The sequence below is a fragment of the Klebsiella sp. Ech2A genome (genome assembly GCF_030078455.1).
Taxonomy (GTDB): domain Bacteria; phylum Pseudomonadota; class Gammaproteobacteria; order Enterobacterales; family Enterobacteriaceae; genus Klebsiella; species Klebsiella terrigena.
Map to the genome: position 1 here is coordinate 1 of NZ_JAQGFU010000086.1, position 19,441 is coordinate 19,441.

The 19,441-nt window shown below is 60.2% G+C and carries 13 protein-coding genes; 8 read left to right on the plus strand and 5 right to left on the minus strand.

Annotated features, from left to right (window positions below; all coding sequences use genetic code 11):
• The 3 genes from PFH44_RS15905 to gspC all read right to left on the minus strand — a co-directional run.
• Positions 1-643: GspE/PulE family protein (locus PFH44_RS15905; RefSeq protein ID WP_283825483.1), on the minus strand; the 643-nt coding region annotated here is incomplete at its 3' end.
• Entirely contained in the window at positions 640-2,580 is a 1,941-nt protein-coding gene (gene pulD, locus PFH44_RS15910; protein WP_045860315.1) for a GspD family T2SS secretin variant PulD, read from the minus strand. The genes PFH44_RS15905 and pulD, both read right to left, overlap by 4 nt.
• Before the next feature lie 42 nt (positions 2,581-2,622).
• Positions 2,623-3,474, minus strand: coding sequence for a type II secretion system protein GspC (gene gspC / locus PFH44_RS15915; RefSeq protein WP_283825493.1), 852 nt, complete (start codon positions 3,472-3,474; stop codon positions 2,623-2,625).
• Positions 3,475-3,781: 307 nt separating this feature from the next.
• Between gspC and pulA the strand changes: the two genes are divergently transcribed.
• On the plus strand, positions 3,782-7,054 hold the full coding sequence (pulA, locus tag PFH44_RS15920) for a pullulanase-type alpha-1,6-glucosidase (protein WP_283825484.1): 3,273 nt from the start codon (positions 3,782-3,784) through the stop codon (positions 7,052-7,054).
• Between the two features lie 90 nt (positions 7,055-7,144).
• Complete coding sequence (gene gspB / locus PFH44_RS15925) at positions 7,145-7,705, plus strand: type II secretion system assembly factor GspB (RefSeq protein WP_463671553.1); 561 nt, start codon at positions 7,145-7,147, stop codon at positions 7,703-7,705.
• A gap of 41 nt (positions 7,706-7,746) precedes the next feature.
• Here gspB and gspS read toward each other — a convergent pair whose 3' ends face one another.
• Positions 7,747-8,121, minus strand: a complete 375-nt coding sequence (gspS, locus tag PFH44_RS15930; protein WP_045859782.1) for a type II secretion system pilot lipoprotein GspS — start codon at positions 8,119-8,121, stop codon at positions 7,747-7,749.
• Positions 8,122-8,734: 613 nt separating this feature from the next.
• Between gspS and mrcB the strand changes: the two genes are divergently transcribed.
• The 5 genes from mrcB (at position 8,735) to fhuB (ending at position 17,489) form a co-directional block, all read left to right on the plus strand.
• Complete coding sequence (gene mrcB / locus PFH44_RS15935) at positions 8,735-11,281, plus strand: bifunctional glycosyl transferase/transpeptidase (protein ID WP_283825485.1); 2,547 nt, start codon at positions 8,735-8,737, stop codon at positions 11,279-11,281.
• A gap of 286 nt (positions 11,282-11,567) precedes the next feature.
• Positions 11,568-13,775, plus strand: coding sequence for a ferrichrome porin FhuA (fhuA, locus tag PFH44_RS15940; RefSeq protein ID WP_283825487.1), 2,208 nt, complete (start codon positions 11,568-11,570; stop codon positions 13,773-13,775).
• A gap of 47 nt (positions 13,776-13,822) precedes the next feature.
• Positions 13,823-14,620 (plus strand): Fe3+-hydroxamate ABC transporter ATP-binding protein FhuC, encoded by a 798-nt coding sequence (fhuC, locus tag PFH44_RS15945; protein ID WP_283825488.1) that lies wholly within the window; start codon positions 13,823-13,825, stop codon positions 14,618-14,620.
• The gene (gene fhuD, locus PFH44_RS15950) at positions 14,620-15,510 is read left to right on the plus strand and encodes a Fe(3+)-hydroxamate ABC transporter substrate-binding protein FhuD (RefSeq protein ID WP_283825489.1); all 891 of its coding nucleotides are present in this window, start codon (positions 14,620-14,622) and stop codon (positions 15,508-15,510) included. The genes fhuC and fhuD overlap by 1 nt, the downstream gene beginning before the upstream one ends.
• The gene (gene fhuB, locus PFH44_RS15955; RefSeq protein ID WP_283825490.1) at positions 15,507-17,489 is read left to right on the plus strand and encodes a Fe(3+)-hydroxamate ABC transporter permease FhuB; all 1,983 of its coding nucleotides are present in this window, start codon (positions 15,507-15,509) and stop codon (positions 17,487-17,489) included. Before fhuD ends, fhuB begins: the two co-directional genes overlap by 4 nt.
• Before the next feature lie 61 nt (positions 17,490-17,550).
• On the opposite strand, the gene hemL is transcribed toward fhuB, so the two are convergent.
• The gene (gene hemL, locus PFH44_RS15960; RefSeq protein ID WP_045859766.1) at positions 17,551-18,831 is read right to left on the minus strand and encodes a glutamate-1-semialdehyde 2,1-aminomutase; all 1,281 of its coding nucleotides are present in this window, start codon (positions 18,829-18,831) and stop codon (positions 17,551-17,553) included.
• Positions 18,832-19,011: 180 nt separating this feature from the next.
• Between hemL and PFH44_RS15965 the strand changes: the two genes are divergently transcribed.
• On the plus strand, positions 19,012-19,441 hold a 430-nt coding region (locus PFH44_RS15965), incomplete at its 3' end, for a chloride channel protein (protein WP_283825491.1).

Below are 19,441 nucleotides of genomic sequence, written 5' to 3' on the forward strand. Positions count from 1 at the left end.
GCACCACGCGCTCGCCGTGGCCGGAGGGCAGCGTCGAGACGCGCACGTCAACGGCGCGCCCGCCGATGCGCAGCGCCATGCGGCCATCCTGCGGAATACGCTTTTCCGCGATGTCGAGGTTGGCCATCACCTTAATGCGCGAAATCAGCAGGGCCGCAAGCCGACGCTGTGGGCGGAGGATCTCCCGCAGCACGCCATCGACGCGAAAGCGGATCTGCAGGTGGCGCTCGTAGGTTTCGATATGAATATCCGAGGCCTGCTCTTTGATAGCCTCCGTCAGCATGGCGTTGATCAGGCGGATAATCGGCGCATCGTCCTCGCTGTCCAGCAGATCGTCGGTGTCGGGCAACTCGTCGGCGAGGGTGTATAAATCCAGCTCGTTGCCGATATCGGCCATCATGCGCCGGGCTTCCGCCGAATCGCGCTGGTAGCTCAGCACCAGCAGCTTCTCGAACTCGTCGGCGGCCAGCCGCTGGACCTCGATCGGCCTGTCCGCTACCCGGCGCGCCTCAAGCAGCGCCGCCGTCGGCGCCTCGGCGAGGCAGCGGACGGCGCAGGTCGCGCCGTCGCTCAGCAGGATAATGCCGTGGGCGCGGGCGTAGACGAAAGGCAGCAGCGGGCGGCTCTCCGCCAGCGGCGTCACGGCTGGCCTCCGAGGTTGAAGGCGTCGATAGCGGCGGCTATCCGACGAAACGCGGCGGTATCCTGCTGAGGGTAGATATGCAGCAGGTCATCGTTCAGCGACGCTTCCGTGCCGTCTTTGCCGCGCTGTTTGGTTTGCGCGTCGTTAAAGGCGGTGTACTGGCCGGAAGAGGCCTGTCGGTAGCCGTCGCGGTCGCGAATGATGGTCGGACGGATAAACAGCATCAGGTTGCGTTTGGAGACCTTTTTGCTGGTAGAGCGGAACAGGGCGCCAATCACCGGGATATCGCCGAGCAGCGGCACCTTATCGGCGGAGTCGGTGACGCTTTTGTCCAGCAGCCCGCCCACGACGACGGTTTCGCCGCTGCCGACCAGCACCGCGTTGTTCACCGTGCGGGTATTGAAGGTGGCGCCTAAATCCGAGCTGGTGCTGGAGGCGGAGTCGGCGACGCTGGAGACCTCCTGCTCGATCTCCAGCAGCACCGAGTCCCCTTCGTTAATCTGCGGCTTGACCTTCAGCTTGATGCCGACGGTTTTGCGTTCGACGGTATTGAAGATGTTATCGCCGGAGGTGGTCTGCGAGCCGCTGAGCACCGGCACCTCCTGGCCGACGTTAAAAGTCGCCTCCATGTTGTCGAGGGTGACTATGCTGGGGGTGGCGAGAATATCGTTCTTGCTGCTGCTGGAGAGGGCGGTGAGCAGCATCGCCCAGTTCCCCTGGTAGAACCCGGCGGCGATGCCGTTAAAGGAGCTCAGGGCGCTGGCGAGCGAGCTGGTGACCGTGCCGTCTTTGTTGTACTGGTTGGCGCCGGCAATGGCCGTTGAGATCGGCAGCCCGCTGTTGTTGAACTGGGTCATGCCGGCATTTTTATTGGCCCACTGCACGCCCAGATTGAGGCCATCGGCGTCCTGGACCTCGGCAATAATCGCTTCAACCAGCACCTGCGGACGGCGAATATCCAGCTGGGCGATGACCCGCTCGAGGTCGTTCATGACGTCCGGGGCGGCGGTAACGATCAGCGCGTTGGTCTGGCCGTGGGCTTTGATGATGATGTTTTTATCCAGCGCCGCCACCGGCTTCACGCTCTGCTTCTCGCTCTGCATGCTGCTGCTGATGCCGGTTAGCACCTCCACCAGATCGGCGGCTTTGGCATACTTGAGGTAGATAACCTTGGTGTTTCCCTGCACCGCCTGCTGGCGGTCGAGCTGGCGGATCATGGCGATGATGCGCTGGCGGGAGTTCGGCTCGCCGCTCACCAGCACCGAATTGGTCCGCTCGTCGGCGACCACGTTCGCCACCATCGAACCGGGGAGCGCCGATTTGCTGGTGTCTTTGTTGAGCTCATTCACCAGCTTGACCACGTCGGCGGCGGAGGCCCAGGAGAGCGGGACCGTCACCACGCTGCGATCGCCGGCGTTATCAACCCGCTCGACAATGGTCAGCAGGCGCTTAATCACCGCCGCGCGCCCGGTCATCAGCAGCACGTTGGACGGCTCGTAGTGCACCACGCTGCCGGCCCCGGCGTTGTCGTTGAGCTGGCGCAGCAGCGGGGCGAGATCGCGGGCGGCGACGTTGGTTAGCGGCACCACGCGGGTCACCACCTCATCGCCCACGCCCGGGGAGGCGTCGCTGGCGACCGGTACCGCCGCGGTTTTGGCATCTTTTGAGCGCACCACCTTCAGCACGCCGTTATTCATATTGATAACCGCAAAACCGTAGACGTCCAGCACGCTGAGGAAGAACTGATAATATTGTTCTTCATTGAGCATATCGTAGCTGCGAACGGTAATTGTGCCGCGTACGCTGGGGTCGATAATGACCGTCTTATTGAGGTTTTTGCTGACGGTATTAATAAACTCCTGAATATCCGTGCCCTTGAAGCTGGCGGAGAATTCTTCCGCAGCGGCGGGTTTGAATAACAGCGCGCTGAATATCATCAGCAGCGTAAAAAGCAGGCGGAAAATTAGGGTGCGGCGCAATTATTCATCCCTCAAGGCTAAATAGATATCCTGCCGCTGGCCGTCGCGTTCGACGGTCAGCGTTATTTCGCTAAGCTCGGGGAGCTGTTTTAATGCTTGCTGAGCCTGCTGCCGATCGCGGAGGTCGAGACCGTTCAGCGCGACCGCCAGATCGTTTTCCTGTAATCCTGCCTGGCGAAAAAGAGTGGGGTCTTTTCCCGGATTAAGTCGATATCCGCTGAGCTGCTCATTGACCATAATCGGGGAAATATTGAGATAGTTGAGAATATTTTGCGGCCGCTCGCGCACCTGCTTAACCCACTCTTTCGCCGGCGGCGTCGGGGCGGATTTCACCGCTGCGCCAGCGTCGTCAAAGAGCGGTATCGCTTCGTTCCTGCCCCGATAGTTAACGATCAGACGATCGTTAAGAATGGCGACTATTTTGGCTTCGTTACCCGGGGTGCTGTCGCCAACGCCGAGGCTAACCTGTTGATTCCCCTTTGCCACGATGGCAATCGAGCGCGCGGCATCGCTGCTGGCGAGCAGGCCGGTGATCCGCAGCTTGAGGGCGGAGAGTGGCGCCTCGGCCAGGCTTTTACCGTCGGCTGAACCGTCCGCAGGCGGCGGCGTTTTTTCCGCATTGCCAAATAGCGTAAACGGCGCTAATTCGTCTGGTCGAATAGCCGCCGGGGAAGGTAAAACTGCCGCGGCGTTAATCGTCATAGCCGCAGAGTCTACAGGGAATATAATCCGCCAGCTTAATTTGGCGAGCTGCTGGGCAATAGGTAATAACATGACGAACATCACAATATGAGGCGCGTTGTTTATTATCGTTTTATTTGTTAATGTTAACCTCATCACAGAAAAAGGTATTTTAATTCTTTTTCTCATCCTGTTTTCCCCGGGGCGGTCGCGATCCCCTACCTGTATTGGTGGGTGGCTTTTTATATTTAAATCTTTTATTGCGAAATTCTCGATGAGTCGCCGCAAAGCATAATGAGTTTCGCTATCCGGGTCGTCATTCCCTTTTTATTTTTACTCCCCCGGCCGCCTACGCCCCCCCATTAATTGCTAATGGATGATTGAATCGCTGAAAACAAAAATATCTAATTGCGGCGCTTTACAGATAAACATCTTTTCTTACCTTTCATAATTTATTAAGCATATTAGGGACTATCGAATGCTCAGATATACCTGTAATGCCCTATTCCTTGGCTCGTTGGTTTTACTTAGCGGCTGCGATAATAGTTCTTCATCTTCTTCCTCTGGCTCACCCGACACGCCCGATAATCAGGACGTCGTTGTTCGTTTACCCGATGTGGCGGTTCCCGGTGAAGCTGCCACGGCTTCCTCTCAGCAGGCGGTCATTCATCTGGTTGATATTGCTGGCATAACCGGCACGACACCCGCCGATTACAGCACCCGGAATCTCTATCTCTGGAATAACGAAACCTGCGACGCGCTAAGCGCGCCGGTGGCGGACTGGAATGATGTCAGCACCACGCCGAGCGGCAGCGATAAATACGGCCCGTACTGGGTGATTCCGCTCAATAAAGAGAGCGGCTGTATTAACGTCATCGTCAGAGATGGCACCAACAAGCTGATCGATAGCGATCTGCGCGTGTCGTTCGGCGACTTTACCGACCGCACGGTCTCGGTTATCGCCGGCAGCAGCTCGCTGTATGATACCCGCGCGGATGCGTTTCGCGCCGCGTTTGGCGTGGCGCTTGCCGAGGCCCACTGGGTCGACAAGACCACTCTGCTGTGGCCGGGCGGACAGGACAAACCGATCGTCCGCCTGTACTACAGCCACAGCAGCAAAGTGGCCGCCGATAGCGAGGGCAAATTTACCGACCGCTATCTGAACCTGACTCCCACCACCGTCAGCCAGCAGGTGAGCATGCGCTTCCCGCAGCTCTCCAGCTACGCCGCCTTTAAGCTTCCGGATAATGCGCCGGTTGACGAGCTGCTGCAGGGCGAAACGGTGGCGATCGCCGCCGAGAAGGACGGCATTCTGATCTCCGCCACCCAGGTGCAGACGGCGGGCGTGCTGGACGACGTCTACGCGCCGCCGGCGGAGGCCCTCAGCTACGGGGCGCAGGTGAGCGATGGCGGGGTTAATTTCCGCCTGTGGGCGCCGACCGCGCAACAGGTCGATCTGGTGCTGTATAGCGCTGATAAAAAGGTGCTTGCCAGCCATCCGATGACCCGCGACGCGGCCTCGGGCGCCTGGGCATGGCAGGGCGGAAGCGATCTGAAGGGGGCCTTCTACCGCTATGCGCTGACGGTTTACCACCCGCAGTCGCGCAAGGTTGAACAGTACGAGGTGACCGACCCGTACGCCCATAGCCTCTCCACCAATTCGGAGTACAGCCAGGTTGTCGATCTGAACGACAGCGCGCTCAAGCCCGACGGCTGGGATAGCCTGGCGATGCCTCACGCGCAGAAAACCAAAGCCGATCTGGCGAAGATGACCATTCATGAATCGCATATTCGCGACCTTTCTGCCTGGGACAGCACCGTTCCGGCCGAGCTGCGCGGTAAGTATCTGGCGCTCACCGCTCAGGACAGCAATATGGTGCAGCACCTGAAAAAGCTCTCCGCCTCCGGGGTGACCCACGTTGAGCTGCTGCCGGTGTTCGATCTGGCGACGGTCAACGAGTTCAGCGATAAAGTTGCCGACATCCAGCAGCCGTTCAGCCACCTCTGCGAAGTCAACAGCGCGGTGAAGAGCAGCGAATTTGCCGCCTACTGCGCCAGCGGTTCGACGGTGGAAGAGGTGCTTAACCAGCTGAAGCAAAGCGATAACCAGGATAACCCGCAGGTTCAGGCGCTGAATAGCCTGGTGGCGCAGACCGATTCCTACAACTGGGGCTACGATCCGTTCCACTACACGGTGCCGGAAGGCTCGTATGCCACTAACCCGGAAGGAACCGCGCGGATCAAAGAGTTCCGTACCATGATCCAGGCGATTAAGCAGGATCTGGGAATGAACGTGATCATGGATGTGGTGTACAACCACACCAACGCCGCCGGGCCAACTGACCGGACTTCGGTGCTGGATAAAATCGTCCCCTGGTACTATCAGCGTCTGAACGAAACCACCGGCAGCGTGGAATCGGCGACCTGCTGCTCGGACTCCGCGCCGGAGCATCGGATGTTCGCCAAGCTTATCGCCGACTCGCTGGCGGTATGGACCACCGATTACAAAATTGACGGCTTCCGTTTTGACCTGATGGGCTATCACCCGAAAGCGCAGATCCTCTCGGCGTGGGAGCGGATGAAGAGCTTAAATCCGGATATCTACTTCTTCGGTGAAGGCTGGGATTCCGGGCAGAGCGACCGTTTTGAAATCGCTTCGCAGATCAATCTCAAAGGCAGCGGGATCGGGACCTTCTCCGATCGTCTGCGCGACTCGGTGCGCGGCGGCGGTCCGTTTGACTCCGGCGACGCGCTGCGTCAGAACCAGGGGATCGGCAGCGGCGCCGGCGTATTGCCTAACGAGCTCACCAGCCAGAACGAAGATACGGTGCGCCACCTTGCCGATCTGACGCGTCTGGGCATGGCCGGCAACCTCGCCGACTTTGTGATGATCGATAAAGACGGCGCGGTGAAAAAGGGCAGCGAGATCGACTACAACGGCGCGCCGGGGGGCTATGCGGCTGACCCGACGGAGGTTGTTAACTACGTGTCGAAGCACGATAACCAGACGCTGTGGGACATGATCAGCTACAAAGCCGCGCAGGAGGCCGACCTCAATACCCGCGTGCGGATGCAGGCGGTATCGCTGGCGACGGTGATGCTGGGCCAGGGGATCGCCTTCGATCAGCAGGGTTCGGAGCTGCTGCGCTCTAAATCCTTCACCCGCGACTCCTATGACTCCGGCGACTGGTTTAACCGCGTCGATTACGCCATGCAGGACAACAACTTTAACGTCGGGATGCCGCGCAGCAGCGATGACGGCAGCAACTACGATCTGATTTCCCGCGTTAAGGAGATGGTGGCGACGCCCGGCGAGCCGGAGCTGCAGCAGATGACCGCGTTCTACCAGGAGCTGACCCAGCTGCGCAAATCATCCCCGCTCTTCACCTTAGGTGACGGCAGCGCGGTGATGAAGCGCGTCGATTTCCGCAATACCGGCGCTGATTCGCTGGCTGGCCTGCTGATCATGACCATCGATGACGGCGTCCAGGCGGGCGCGAGCCTCGACGGCCGGGTGGATGGCCTGGTCGTGGCGATCAACGCGGCGCCTGAGAGCCGGACCCTCCATGATTTCAATGGGGAAAACCTGCAGCTGAGCGCCATCCAGCAGGCGGCGGGAGAGGGATCGCTGGCGAACGGCGTCGAGATCGCTGCCGATGGCGCGATTACGCTGCCGGCCTGGTCCGTCGCGGTGCTGGAAAAACCGCAGGGCGACGCGCAGGGCGCGGGCCTGCCGGTAAGGAGCAAATAAAGCATCTCTTTAGCTGACCTGCATTAACGGGGTCAGGCAGCCCGGCGCTCGGCGTCGGGCTGCGGTTCTTTCGCTATCAGGAGAAAGGGTGTGATGATTCGCCATGATGAAGAGTGCCCGATGCCCGCGGTGAGCGTCCGGGACGCGGGATCGCCGGTGATGGTCGGCAGAATGCTGCAGGTTCCCTGGCTTACCGTCCCGCTCTACGCCGCGCTATTTATCGCGCTGGGCTGGTTTGGCGGCGAGCAGTGGCGAAACGTGCCGGTCGCGCAAAAGCCGCTGGTGCCGGTGGCGCACGCGGCGCTGGTGCCGCTTAGCCAGCCTGCACCGCAGCAGGCGGCCTCCGCACCGGTATCTGCTCCGCCCAGGCAAAAGGCGCAGGCCAGCGTCGCCGAGGAGAGCCAGCAGGAGGAGGATTATTTACCGGCATTACGCTACAGCGCGCATATCTACGCCTCGAGCGAGGATAAGCGCACGATTGTGATCAACGGTCAAAGCTGGCAGGAGGGGCAATCGCCGCTGCCGAATCTGGTGATTGAGCAGATTCAGCAGGATTTAACCGTGTTTAGCTTTAAGGGCAATACCTTTACTCTGGCGGCGCTGGATGACTGGCCGGGAGGTATTATTGCGGATAGTCCACAGGGGCAATAAATTAGGCGCCAATAAAACGCAAAATAACCGGCTGCGACATTTTATTCGCGACCTAACCCGGCAATAAAGGGCGCCAGCTGGCGATTAAACTGACTGCATTTGGTTGTTTCCGGAGTGCTGTCCTGCTGCAGCTGTTGATACATCTGCGCGCTGCGCTGGGCCAGGGTCGCGTAATCGATATTTCCCCATCCTCTTTTTTTCCCGACATTCCACGCGGCCTGGGTGAGGGCTTCATCTGCGGGCAGATCGCTGCGATTGCATTTGTTCTTCAGGTAGCGGGCGCCTGCGGCCACCGACGAGAGCTGCTCAAGCTGCGCCTCGCTGCTGACGCCGGGGCTTAACGTTGAGGAGCGATTCTGCTGACAGCCTGAAAGCGCGGCGATCATGATAAGCGGAAATATAACGAGAGTTCGCATAATATTAAGCTGGAATGGTTAACTGAAGGCTAGTTTAACAAATATTTCCCCGCTGTCATCAGTAAATATTATTATATATAGTTAAGCGCCTCTCACTTTTATCCACGGATGGTTTAAGATTTATCTTTACTTACGAGAAAAATATTTATTGTCACAGTCCGAATATAATATTTCGTGCGGCGGATAGTTTCCGCTTTTATCCGCCGCGCGGGGGCCGAAAAGCGTGAAGCGCACGGGGCGGCGGGGAGCATTTTTTATGTTATTAAAAAACATAATATTTTCTCTTTTGTTACGCTTTGACCGGGTAAAATGCTGGTTAAGCATATCCTGGTTTAGTGCTATCCTGTGTTCCCTGGACGATTCGTGCTATGTCCCAAAATTCTCTGCAGGTGAAGTATGTAAGATGATGATTTATTTTATGATTTTTTAACTAAACTCATGAGAATCGATCATAGCTGCGCCGTGAGACGCTGACCGTGCGAAGTACGGTCAATAGAAGGTCGCCTGCAGGAATAAGACCCCACGGGCGTGAATTTGAGAGATATCTTCTTCCTCTGGCAGGGGGAAGCATTGAGAATCAGGCTTTTACGCCTGAAAGTTGCGGAGAAAAAGCATGGCGGGAGATGACCGCGAGCCTATCGGACGTAAGGGTAAACCCTCGCGTCCGGCAAAACAAAAAGTGACTCGTCGTCGGGTTCGGGACGAGGACTATGACGATGATTACGACGACGATTATGAGGACGAAGAGCCGATGCCGAAGAAAGCGAAAGGCAAAGGTAACCAGCCTCGGCGTAAACGTACCTGGCTGTGGCTGTTGATCAAGCTGGGTATCGTTGTCGCGGTGCTGGTTGCCGCCTATGGCGTCTACCTCGATCAGAAAATCCGCAGCCGCATTGACGGCAAGGTTTGGGAGCTTCCGGCGGCGGTGTATGGCCGGATGGTCAACCTTGAGCCCGATATGCAGGTCAGCAAAACCGAAATGGTGCGCCTGCTAAACGCCACGCAGTATCGTCAGGTGAGCGCGATGACGCGCCCGGGCGAATACACCGTGCAGGCCAACAGCATCGAGATGATTCGCCGTCCGTTTGATTTCCCGGACAGTAAAGAAGGGCAGGTGCGCGCGCGTCTGACCTTTGATGGCGATCGTCTGGAAACGATCGAGAACATGGAGAATAACCGCCAGTTTGGCTTCTTCCGCCTCGATCCGCGGCTGATCACCATGCTGCAGTCGGCCAACGGCGAGCAGCGCCTGTTCGTTAAGCGCAGCGGCTTCCCGGACCTGCTGGTTGATACCCTGCTGGCTACCGAAGACCGCCACTTCTACGAGCACGACGGCATCAGCCTGTACTCGATCGGTCGTGCGGTGCTGGCCAACCTGACGGCGGGGCGCACGGTGCAGGGCGCCAGTACCCTGACCCAGCAGCTGGTGAAAAACCTGTTCCTCTCCAGCGAGCGCTCCTACTGGCGTAAGGCCAACGAAGCCTATATGGCGCTGATCGTTGACGCCCGCTACAGCAAGGATCGGATCCTCGAGCTGTATATGAACGAGGTCTACCTCGGCCAGAGCGGCGATAACGAAATTCGCGGCTTCCCGCTGGCCAGCCTTTACTACTTTGGCCGCCCGGTGGAAGAGCTGAGCCTTGACCAGCAGGCTCTGCTGGTGGGGATGGTAAAAGGCGCATCGATTTACAACCCGTGGCGTAATCCGAAGCTGTCGCTGGAGCGTCGTAACCTGGTTCTGCGTCTGCTGCAGCAGCAGAACGTCATCGACCAGGAGCTGTACGACATGCTGAGCGCCCGTCCTCTGGGCGTGCAGCCGCGCGGCGGCGTCATTTCTCCGCAGCCGGCGTTTATGCAGATGGTGCGTCAGGAGCTGCAGGCGAAGCTGGGCGATAAGGTGAAGGATCTCTCCGGCGTGAAGATCTTTACGACCTTCGACTCCGTGGCGCAGGACGCGGCGGAGAAGGCGGCCACCGAAGGGATCCCAGCGCTGAAGAAGCAGCGTAAGCTGGCGGATCTGGAAACGGCGATGGTGGTCGTTGACCGCTATACCGGCGAGGTACGGGCCATGGTCGGCGGCGCGGAGCCGCAGTTTGCGGGCTATAACCGCGCGATGCAGGCCCGCCGTTCGATTGGTTCTCTGGCCAAGCCGGCGACCTATCTGACCGCGTTAAGCCAGCCGAATCAGTACCGCCTGAATACCGCTATTGCCGATGCGCCGGTGACGATTCGCCTCTCCAACGGCCAGACCTGGTCTCCGCAGAACGACGATCGTCGCTTTAGCGGCCAGGTGATGCTGGTTGACGCGCTGACGCGTTCGATGAACGTGCCGACGGTCAACCTCGGGATGGCGATGGGCCTGCCGGCGGTGATCGATACCTGGGTCAAACTGGGGGCGCCGAAAGGCCAGCTCAGCCCGGTCCCGGCGATGATCCTCGGGGCGCTGAACCTGACGCCGATTGAAGTGGCGCAGGCGTTCCAGACCATCGCCAGCGGCGGTAACCGCGCGACGCTGTCGGCGCTGCGTTCGGTGATTGCCGAAGATGGCACCGTCCTGTATCAGAGCTATCCGCAGGCCGAGCGGGCGGTTCCTGCGCAGGCCGCGTACATGACGCTGTGGACCATGCAGCAGGTTGTGCAGCGCGGCACCGGTCGCCAGCTTGGGGCGAAATATCCGGGCCTGCATCTGGCAGGGAAAACCGGGACCACCAACAACAACGTCGATACGTGGTTCGCCGGTATCGACGGAAGCCAGGTGACGATTACCTGGGTGGGTCGCGATAACAACCAGCCGACGAAGCTGTACGGTGCCAGCGGCGCGATGTCGATTTATCAGCGCTATCTGGCCAACCAGACGCCAACGCCGCTGGTGCTGACGGCGCCGGAAGACGTGGTGGATATGGGCGTCGACGGCAGCGGTAATTTCGTCTGCAGCGGCGGGGTGCGTACCCTGCCGGTATGGACCACCGCGCCGGATGCGCTCTGCCGCCAGGGTGAACAGATGCAGCAGCAGCAGCTGGAGCAGCAGCAGCAGAACAATCCGTTTAATCAGTCCGGCCAGCAGCCTCAGCAGCAGCAGCCGGCGACCCAGCAGCCGCCGAAGCAGGAAAAAAGCGACGGCGTCGCGGGCTGGATTAAGGATATGTTCGGCAGTAACTAACGATCCGCCTGCCTCTTCAGACCGCTTCGCTGCGGCCTGCAGGCCGTGCAAATAGGTTGTTACAACATTAGCCCTTTGATACTTCAGTATTAGAGGGCTTTTTCATTTCTGTAGATTACTTAACAGTCACTTAACCCCACAATTACCGTCTGGTTATTTATTCAGCCTTTAGCATCTCAGCAGGGGCATATCGCTTGCCTTGCATTTCGCGTTTCGCCTATTATGTCAGCCGTCATAATAATAATTCTCGTTTACGTTATCATTCACCTTTATCAGAGATCTACCAATGGCGCGTCTAAAAACTGCTCAGCCAAATCACTCGCTGCGTAAAATCGCAGTCGTAGTAGCCACGGCGGTTAGCGGCATGTCTGTCTATGCACAGGCGGCAGTTGAACCGAAAAAAGAAGAAACCATTACCGTTACCGCAGCCCCCGTCAGCCAGGAAAGTGCCTGGGGACCGGCTCCGACTATCGCGGCAAAGCGTTCGGCAACTGCCACCAAAACCGATACTCCGATTGAAAAAACGCCGCAGTCGATCTCCGTGGTGACCCGCCAGGAAATGGAGATGAAGCAGCCGACAACGGTGAAAGAAGCGCTGGCCTATACGCCGGGCGTTTTCTCCACTCGCGGCAGCTCAACGACCTATGACGTGGTGACGATTCGCGGCTTTACGACCTCGACAACGGTGAATACCAACCAGTATCTGGATGGCATGAAGCTGCAGGGGAATAACTACTCTGAAGTGTCGATGGACCCCTACTTCCTCGAGCGCGTGGAAGTGATGCGCGGACCAACCTCCGTGCTGTACGGCAACAGCAACCCTGGCGGCATCGTCAGCATGGTCAGCAAGCGCCCGACGACCGAGCCGCTGAAAGAAATTCAGTTCAAAATGGGTACCGATAACCTGTGGCAGACGGGTTTCGATTTTAGCGATGCGATTGATGATAACGGCGTATGGTCCTATCGTCTGACCGGCCTGGGCCGCAGCCAGGACGCGCAGCAGCAGATGGCGAAATCGACCCGCTACGCGGTGGCGCCGTCCTTTAGCTGGCGTCCGGATGATAAAACCGACTTCACCTTCCTGAGCAACTTCCAGAGCGATCCGTATGCGGGCTACTACGGCTGGCTTCCGCGCGAAGGGACCGTGGTGCCGTACTACGACGCTAACGGTAACGCGCACAAGCTGCCGACCGATTTCAACGAAGGCGAATCGAGCAACAAGATGTCGCGCCGCCAGCAGATGGTGGGCTACAGCTTCTCACACCAGTTTGACGATACCTTTACCGTACGCCAGAACCTGCGCTACGCCGACGTCAATACGCTCTATCGTTCCGTTTACGGCAACGGCTACACGGCGCCGGGACAGATCAACCGCGCCTACGTGCGCTCTGATGAACATCTCAACACGTTCACCGTTGATACCCAGCTGCAGTCCGACTTTGCTACCGGCGCGGTGGACCATAAGCTGCTGACCGGCGTGGACTATTCGCGCATGCGCAACGACGTCAATGCCGACTATGGTTCTGCGGATCCGATCGGCATGTCCAATCCGCAGTACGGTAATCCAAACGTCTCGGTGTACTTCCCGTACGCGGTGCTCAACCGGATGGAGCAGACCGGCCTCTATGCCCAGGATCAGATGGAGTGGGATAAGTGGGTGATGACGCTGGGCGGACGCTATGACTACGCCACGACCTCTACGCTGACGCGCTCCACTAACGCTCTGGCCGAAAATCACGACCAGCAGTTTACCTGGCGCGGTGGTATTAACTATCTGTTCGACAACGGTATTTCTCCGTACTTCAGCTACAGCCAGTCATTTGAGCCGGTTTCAGGCTCGGGCCTTGACGGCAAACCGTTCGATCCGTCGCGCGGCGAGCAGTATGAAGCGGGCGTGAAATACGTCCCGAAAGATATGCCGGTGGTGGTGACCGCGGCGGTGTACCAACTGACCAAGGATAAAAACCTGACGGCAGATCCGCGCAACCCGACGTTTAGCATTCAAACCGGCGAGATCCGCGCTCGCGGCCTGGAGCTGGAGGCGAAAGCGGCGGTGAACGCCAATATCAACCTCACCGCAGCCTATACCTACACCGATGCTGAGTACCAGCACGACACCGTATTTAACGGTAAGCGTCCGGCGGAAGTTCCGCGCAATATGGCATCGCTGTGGGCGGATTATACCTTCCACGAAACCGCGCTGAGCGGCCTGACGGTCGGCGCCGGCGCGCGCTACGTTGGCTCTACGGTTAGCTACTACAAAAACGATACCGCCGACGCGAAGCAGAATGACTCCTTCGGCGTTGCGGGCTACGCGTTGATGGATGCGACGGTCAAATACGATCTGGCGCGCTTTGGTTTACCGGGCTCGTCGGTGGGTATCAACGTCAATAACCTGTTCGATCGTGAGTACGTTTCCAGCTGCTATAGCGAATATGCGTGCTACTGGGGCGCAGGGCGTCAGGTCATTGCGACCGGAACCTTCCGTTTCTAATCACTCACTGGGCGCGGTTCGCCGCGCCGTTAAACAAGTTGGCCGCTATGCAGGAAAACACTCCGCAATCCGATACCACGTTTTCGTTGAATCGCGTGACCTTCCGCGTGCCTGGTCGTACGCTGCTGCATCCGCTTTCGTTAACCTTCCCGGCAGGAAAAGTGACCGGCCTGATTGGCCATAACGGCTCCGGCAAATCGACGCTGCTGAAAATGCTCGGCCGCCATCAGCCGCCGTCAGAGGGCGAGGTGCTGCTCGACGGTCAGCCTCTCGATAGCTGGAGCAGCAAGGCGTTTGCCCGCAAGGTGGCCTATCTTCCGCAGCAGCTGCCCGCGGCGGAGGGGATGACGGTGCGCGAGCTGGTGGCGATTGGACGCTATCCGTGGCACGGGGCGCTGGGGCGCTTTGGCGCGACCGATCGGCAGAAGGCCGAGGAGGCCATTGCGCTGGTCGGGCTGAAACCGCTGGCGCATCGGCTGGTCGATAGCCTCTCCGGCGGCGAGCGCCAGCGCGCGTGGATTGCCATGCTGGTGGCCCAGGACAGCCGCTGTCTGCTGCTGGATGAGCCCACCTCGGCGCTGGATATTGCTCATCAGGTTGACGTGCTGGCGCTGGTGCATCGCCTGAGCCAGCAGCGCGGCCTGACGGTGATTGCCGTGCTGCACGATATCAATATGGCGGCCCGCTACTGCGACTATCTGGTGGCCCTTCGCGGCGGCGAGATGATTGCTCAGGGCACGTCGACTGAGCTGATGCGTAGCGAAACGCTGGAACAAATTTACGGTATCCCGATGGGAATTCTGCCGCATCCGGCGGGCAGTGCGCCGGTAAGCTTCGTCTATTAATGGAAAAAACCAACGTGATCACCCGTCGACGTTTATTGACGGCGATGGCGCTATCGCCGCTGCTGTGGCAGATGCGCGGCGCGCGGGCGGCGACCGTCGATCCGCAGCGCATCGTGGCGCTGGAGTGGCTGCCGGTCGAGCTGCTGCTGGCGCTGGGCGTCGTGCCGTACGGCGTCGCCGATATCCCGAACTATCGCCTGTGGGTGAATGAACCGGCGCTGCCGGACTCGGTCATTGACGTCGGGCTGCGCACGGAACCCAATCTTGAACTGCTGACGCAGATGAAACCGTCATATCTCTTCTGGTCGGCAGGCTACGGCCCGTCGTCTGCAAAGCTGGCGCGCATTGCGCCGGGGCGCGGATTTACCTTCAGCGACGGCAAGCGGCCGCTGATGATGGCGCAGCAGTCGCTTAACGAGATGGCCGAGCTTATCGGCAAGCAGCGGGCCGCGAAGCGCCATCTGGCAGCGTTCGACGCGCTGATGGACGAACTGCGCCCGCGCTTCGCCCGCCGCGGCGATCGGCCGCTGCTGATGATTAGCCTGCTCGACCCACGCCACGTCCTGGTTTTCGGTGATAACTGCCTGTTTCAGGAAATCCTCGAGCGCTTTGGTATCAAAAACGCCTGGCGCGGGGAGAGCACCTTCTGGGGCAGCGTGACCGTCGGCATCGACCGGCTGGCGGCCTATAAGGATGTAGACGTGATCTGCTTTGACCACGGCAACGATAGCGAAATGGCGCAGCTGATGCGCTCCCCGCTGTGGCGGGCGATGCCGTTTGTCCGCGAAGGGCGCTTCCAGCGCGTTCCGGCGGTGTGGTTTTACGGCGCCACGCTCTCGGCGATGCACTTTGCCCGCGTGCTGGCTGACGCTCAGGGAGGCCCGGCGTGAGATCGCGAATTTCTCCCCTGGCGGCCCTGCTGCTGGCCATACTGCTGATTGCCGCCTTCGCGCTCAGCCTCTTTAATCTGCGCACCGCGCTGCCGCAGAACGAGTGGCGTCAGGCGCTCTGGCAGCCGGATATCGATAGTATCGCCCAGATGCTGTTTCACTACAGCCTGCTGCCGAGGCTGGCGGTATCGCTGCTGGTGGGAGCGGGCCTGGGGCTGGTTGGCGTCCTGTTCCAGCAGGTGCTGCGCAACCCGCTGGCGGAGCCGACGACCCTCGGCGTCGCCACCGGCGCCCAGCTGGGGATGACGGTTACCGCGCTGTGGGCGATCCCCGGCGTGCTGGCATCGCAGTTTGCCGCCCTGGCGGGCGCGTGCCTGGTCGGCGCGCTGGTGTTTGGCGTCTCCTGGGGCAAACGACTCTCGCCGGTAACCCTGATCCTCGCCGGCCTGGTCGTCAGCCTTTACTGCGGGGCGCTCAATCAGCTGATGGTCATTTTCCATCACGACCAGCTGCAGAGCATGTTCCTGTGGAGCACCGGCACCCTGACGCAAACCGACTGGAGCGTGGTGCAGCGGCTGTGGCCGCAGCTGCTCGGCGGCGCGATGCTCACGCTGCTGCTGCTACGGCCTCTCACCCTGATGGGGCTGGACGACGGCGTGGCGCGCAACCTCGGCCTGGCGCTCTCCCTGGCGCGCCTCGGGGCGCTCTCTCTGGCGATTGTTCTCAGCGCGATGCTGGTGAATGCGGTGGGGATTATCGGCTTTATCGGTCTGTTTGCTCCGCTGCTGGCAAAAATGCTAGGCGCCCGCCGCCTGCTCTCGCGTCTGCTGCTGGCGGCGCTGATTGGCGCGCTGATCCTCTGGCTCTCCGATCAAATCATTCTGTGGCTTGCCCGCGTCTGGATGGAGGTGTCAACCGGATCGGTGACCGCGCTGATCGGCGCGCCGCTGCTGCTGTGGCTGCTGCCGCGCCTGCGCAGTATTAGCGCCCCGGTGATGAACGCCGGCGATAAGGTGCTGGCGGAGCGGCAGAACGTGCTGTGGTTCGCCCTCGGCGGGCTGGTGATTCTGCTGCTGGCGGTGATTGTGGCGCTGGCCTTTGGCCGCGATGCGCAGAGCTGGCACTGGGCCAGCGGTACGCTGCTGGATCAGCTGATGCCGTGGCGCTGGCCGCGGATCCTGGCGGCCCTGTTTGCCGGGGTGATGCTGGCGGTGGCGGGCTGCATTATTCAGCGCCTGACCGGTAACCCGATGGCCAGCCCTGAAGTGTTGGGGATCAGCTCCGGCGCGGCGTTTGGCGTGGTCGTGATGCTGTTCTTTGTCCCCGGCAACGCCTTTGGCTGGCTGCTGCCTGCCGGCAGCCTCGGCGCGGCGGCGACGCTGCTGGTGATCCTGGTTGCCGCCGGGCGCGGCGGCTTTTCGCCGCATCGGATGCTGCTGGCGGGCATGGCGCTGAGCACCGCTTTCACCATGCTGCTGATGATGCTGCAGGCCAGCGGCGATCCGCGGATGGCGCAGATTCTGACGTGGATCTCCGGCTCAACCTACGGCGCGACGCCGGAGATGGTGGCGTACAGCGGCTGTGCGATGCTGGTGCTGTTGGCCCTGGCGCCGCTGTGCCGCCGCTGGCTGACGATCCTGCCGCTCGGCGGCGAGGCGGCGCGTGCGGTAGGGGTTGCGCTGACGCCGTCGCGCATCGGCCTGCTGCTGCTGGCCGCCTGCCTGACGGCCACGGCAACGCTGACCATCGGCCCGTTAAGCTTTGTCGGTCTGATGGCGCCGCATATTGCGCGCATGATGGGGTTCCGCCGCACGATACCGCATATGGTGATGTCCGGGCTGATTGGCGGCCTGCTGCTGGTGTTTGCCGACTGGTGCGGGCGGATGATCATGTTCCCGTATCAGATCCCGGCGGGCCTGCTGTCGACCTTTATCGGCGCGCCGTACTTTATCTATTTGCTGAGGAAGCAGAGCCGCTAGCTTATCGCAGCGATGGTCGTTATTCCGGGCGAGACGTGATGCTCGCCCGGGAGCGTGTGGGCTACAGTTTGGCGAACGCGCGGCGCGCGGCGGCGATGGTATTGTTGATATCGTCTTCGCCGTGGGCAACGGACATGAATCCGGCTTCAAACGCCGAAGGCGCCAGATACACGCCCTCTTCCAGCATCAGGTGGAAGAAGCGCTTGAAGCGCTCAACGTCGCACTTCACCACGTCCTGATAGCAGGTGACGCTTTCGGCGTCGGTGAAGAAGATACCGAACATGCCGCCAACGTTATTCACCACCAGCGGAATGCCCGCGTCGCGCGCGGCGTCCAGCAGCCCCTGGGCCAGCTGGTTGGTTAAATCCGTCAGCGTCTCGTGAACTCCCGGCTGCGCCACTTCGGTTAAGCAGGCGAAGCCCGCCGCCATGGCGATCGGGTTGCCGGACAGGGTGCCCGCCTGATAGACCGGGCCGGTCGGCGCCAGCGCATCCATCACTTCACGACGGCCGCCGAAGGCGCCCACCGGCATGCCGCCGCCGATGATTTTGCCCAGGCAGGTCAGGTCAGGGACCACATCGTAGTAGGACTGGGCGCCCGCCAGGGCAACGCGGAAGCCGGTCATCACTTCGTCAATAATCAGCAGGGCGCCAAATTCGTCGCACAGCGCGCGCAGGCCCGGCAGGAACTCCGGCTGCGGCGGGATGCAGTTCATATTGCCGGCCACCGGTTCAACGATAATGCACGCAACCTCCTGCGGATACTGCTCGAACGCGGCGCGGACCGACGCCAGGTCGTTATAGGTGCAGGTCAGGGTGTGTTTGGCAAAATCGGCCGGCACGCCCGGGGAGTTCGGCTGGCCGAGGGTCAGGGCGCCGGAGCCCGCTTTGACCAGCAGGCAGTCGGCGTGACCGTGGTAGCAGCCTTCAAATTTGATGATTTTATCGCGGCCGGTAAACCCGCGCGCCAGGCGAATGGCGCTCATGGTGGCCTCGGTGCCGGAGTTAACCATCCGCACCATATCCATCGTCGGCACCAGCTCCGTCACCAGCGCCGCCATTTTCACTTCCATTTCCGTCGGTGCGCCAAAGCTCAGGCCGCGCTGCGCCGCTTCAATGACCGCATTACGAATGGCCGGATGGTTGTGACCGAGTACCATCGGGCCCCAGGAACCGACATAATCGATATAGGCTTTACCGTCGACGTCGTACAGATAGGCGCCGTCCGCACGTTCGATAAACAGCGGCGTGCCGCCAACGCCGCTAAAGGCTCGTACCGGCGAGTTAACGCCGCCGGGGATAAGCTCACGCGCGGCGCTATAGAGAGTTTCAGATTTGCTCATTGCCAGGTTCCTGATTCGTGAAAAATGTTTTGCCGGTTATTCTAAGTTATTCCAGGATAGTTATGAAAGTTTTGCCCAATTGAAACAAAGCGCCAGCGGTGAATTTTTTCCGCGACGGGGGGCGTTCTGGCCGTTAAAATGCCCTCTGTACTATTTGTATGACTATTAACCGACGAGAGTATGAAAGCACAAGCCTCCTCTTTTGAAGCAAAACAAATCGTGCGCCTGCGTCGCGGCGACGTCGTTCGCCGCCTGGTCCAGCGGGATAAAACGCCGCTGGCGGTGCTGTTAATGGCCGCAGTCGTTGGAACCCTGGCCGGGCTGGTGGGCGTCGCTTTTGAAAAAAGCGTCAACTGGGTGCAGAACCAGCGCATCGAAACCCTGGTGCAGGTGGCGGACTACCGTTTCCTGGTTTGGCCGCTGGCCTTTATCACCTCCGCGCTGCTGGCGATGGTCGGCTACTTTCTGGTGCGGCGCTTTGCGCCTGAGGCGGGCGGCTCCGGGATCCCGGAAATCGAAGGGGCGCTGGAAGAGCTGCGGCCGGTTCGCTGGTGGCGGGTGCTGCCGGTGAAGTTTATCGGCGGGATGGGAACCCTGGGCGCCGGCATGG

What these genes read in the sequence shown, in the direction of transcription:
- hemL (WP_045859766.1), bottom strand. Translation starts at nt 18,831, where the DNA reads ATGAGCAAATCTGAAACTCTCTATAGCGCCGCGCGTGAGCTTATCCCC.
- fhuA (WP_283825487.1), top strand. Translation starts at nt 11,568, where the DNA reads ATGGCGCGTCTAAAAACTGCTCAGCCAAATCACTCGCTGCGTAAAATC.
- gspS (WP_045859782.1), bottom strand. Translation starts at nt 8,121, where the DNA reads ATGCGAACTCTCGTTATATTTCCGCTTATCATGATCGCCGCGCTTTCA.
- fhuD (WP_283825489.1), top strand. Translation starts at nt 14,620, where the DNA reads ATGGAAAAAACCAACGTGATCACCCGTCGACGTTTATTGACGGCGATG.
- pulA (WP_283825484.1), top strand. Translation starts at nt 3,782, where the DNA reads ATGCTCAGATATACCTGTAATGCCCTATTCCTTGGCTCGTTGGTTTTA.
- pulD (WP_045860315.1), bottom strand. Translation starts at nt 2,580, where the DNA reads ATGATATTCAGCGCGCTGTTATTCAAACCCGCCGCTGCGGAAGAATTC.
- fhuC (WP_283825488.1), top strand. Translation starts at nt 13,823, where the DNA reads ATGCAGGAAAACACTCCGCAATCCGATACCACGTTTTCGTTGAATCGC.
- mrcB (WP_283825485.1), top strand. Translation starts at nt 8,735, where the DNA reads ATGGCGGGAGATGACCGCGAGCCTATCGGACGTAAGGGTAAACCCTCG.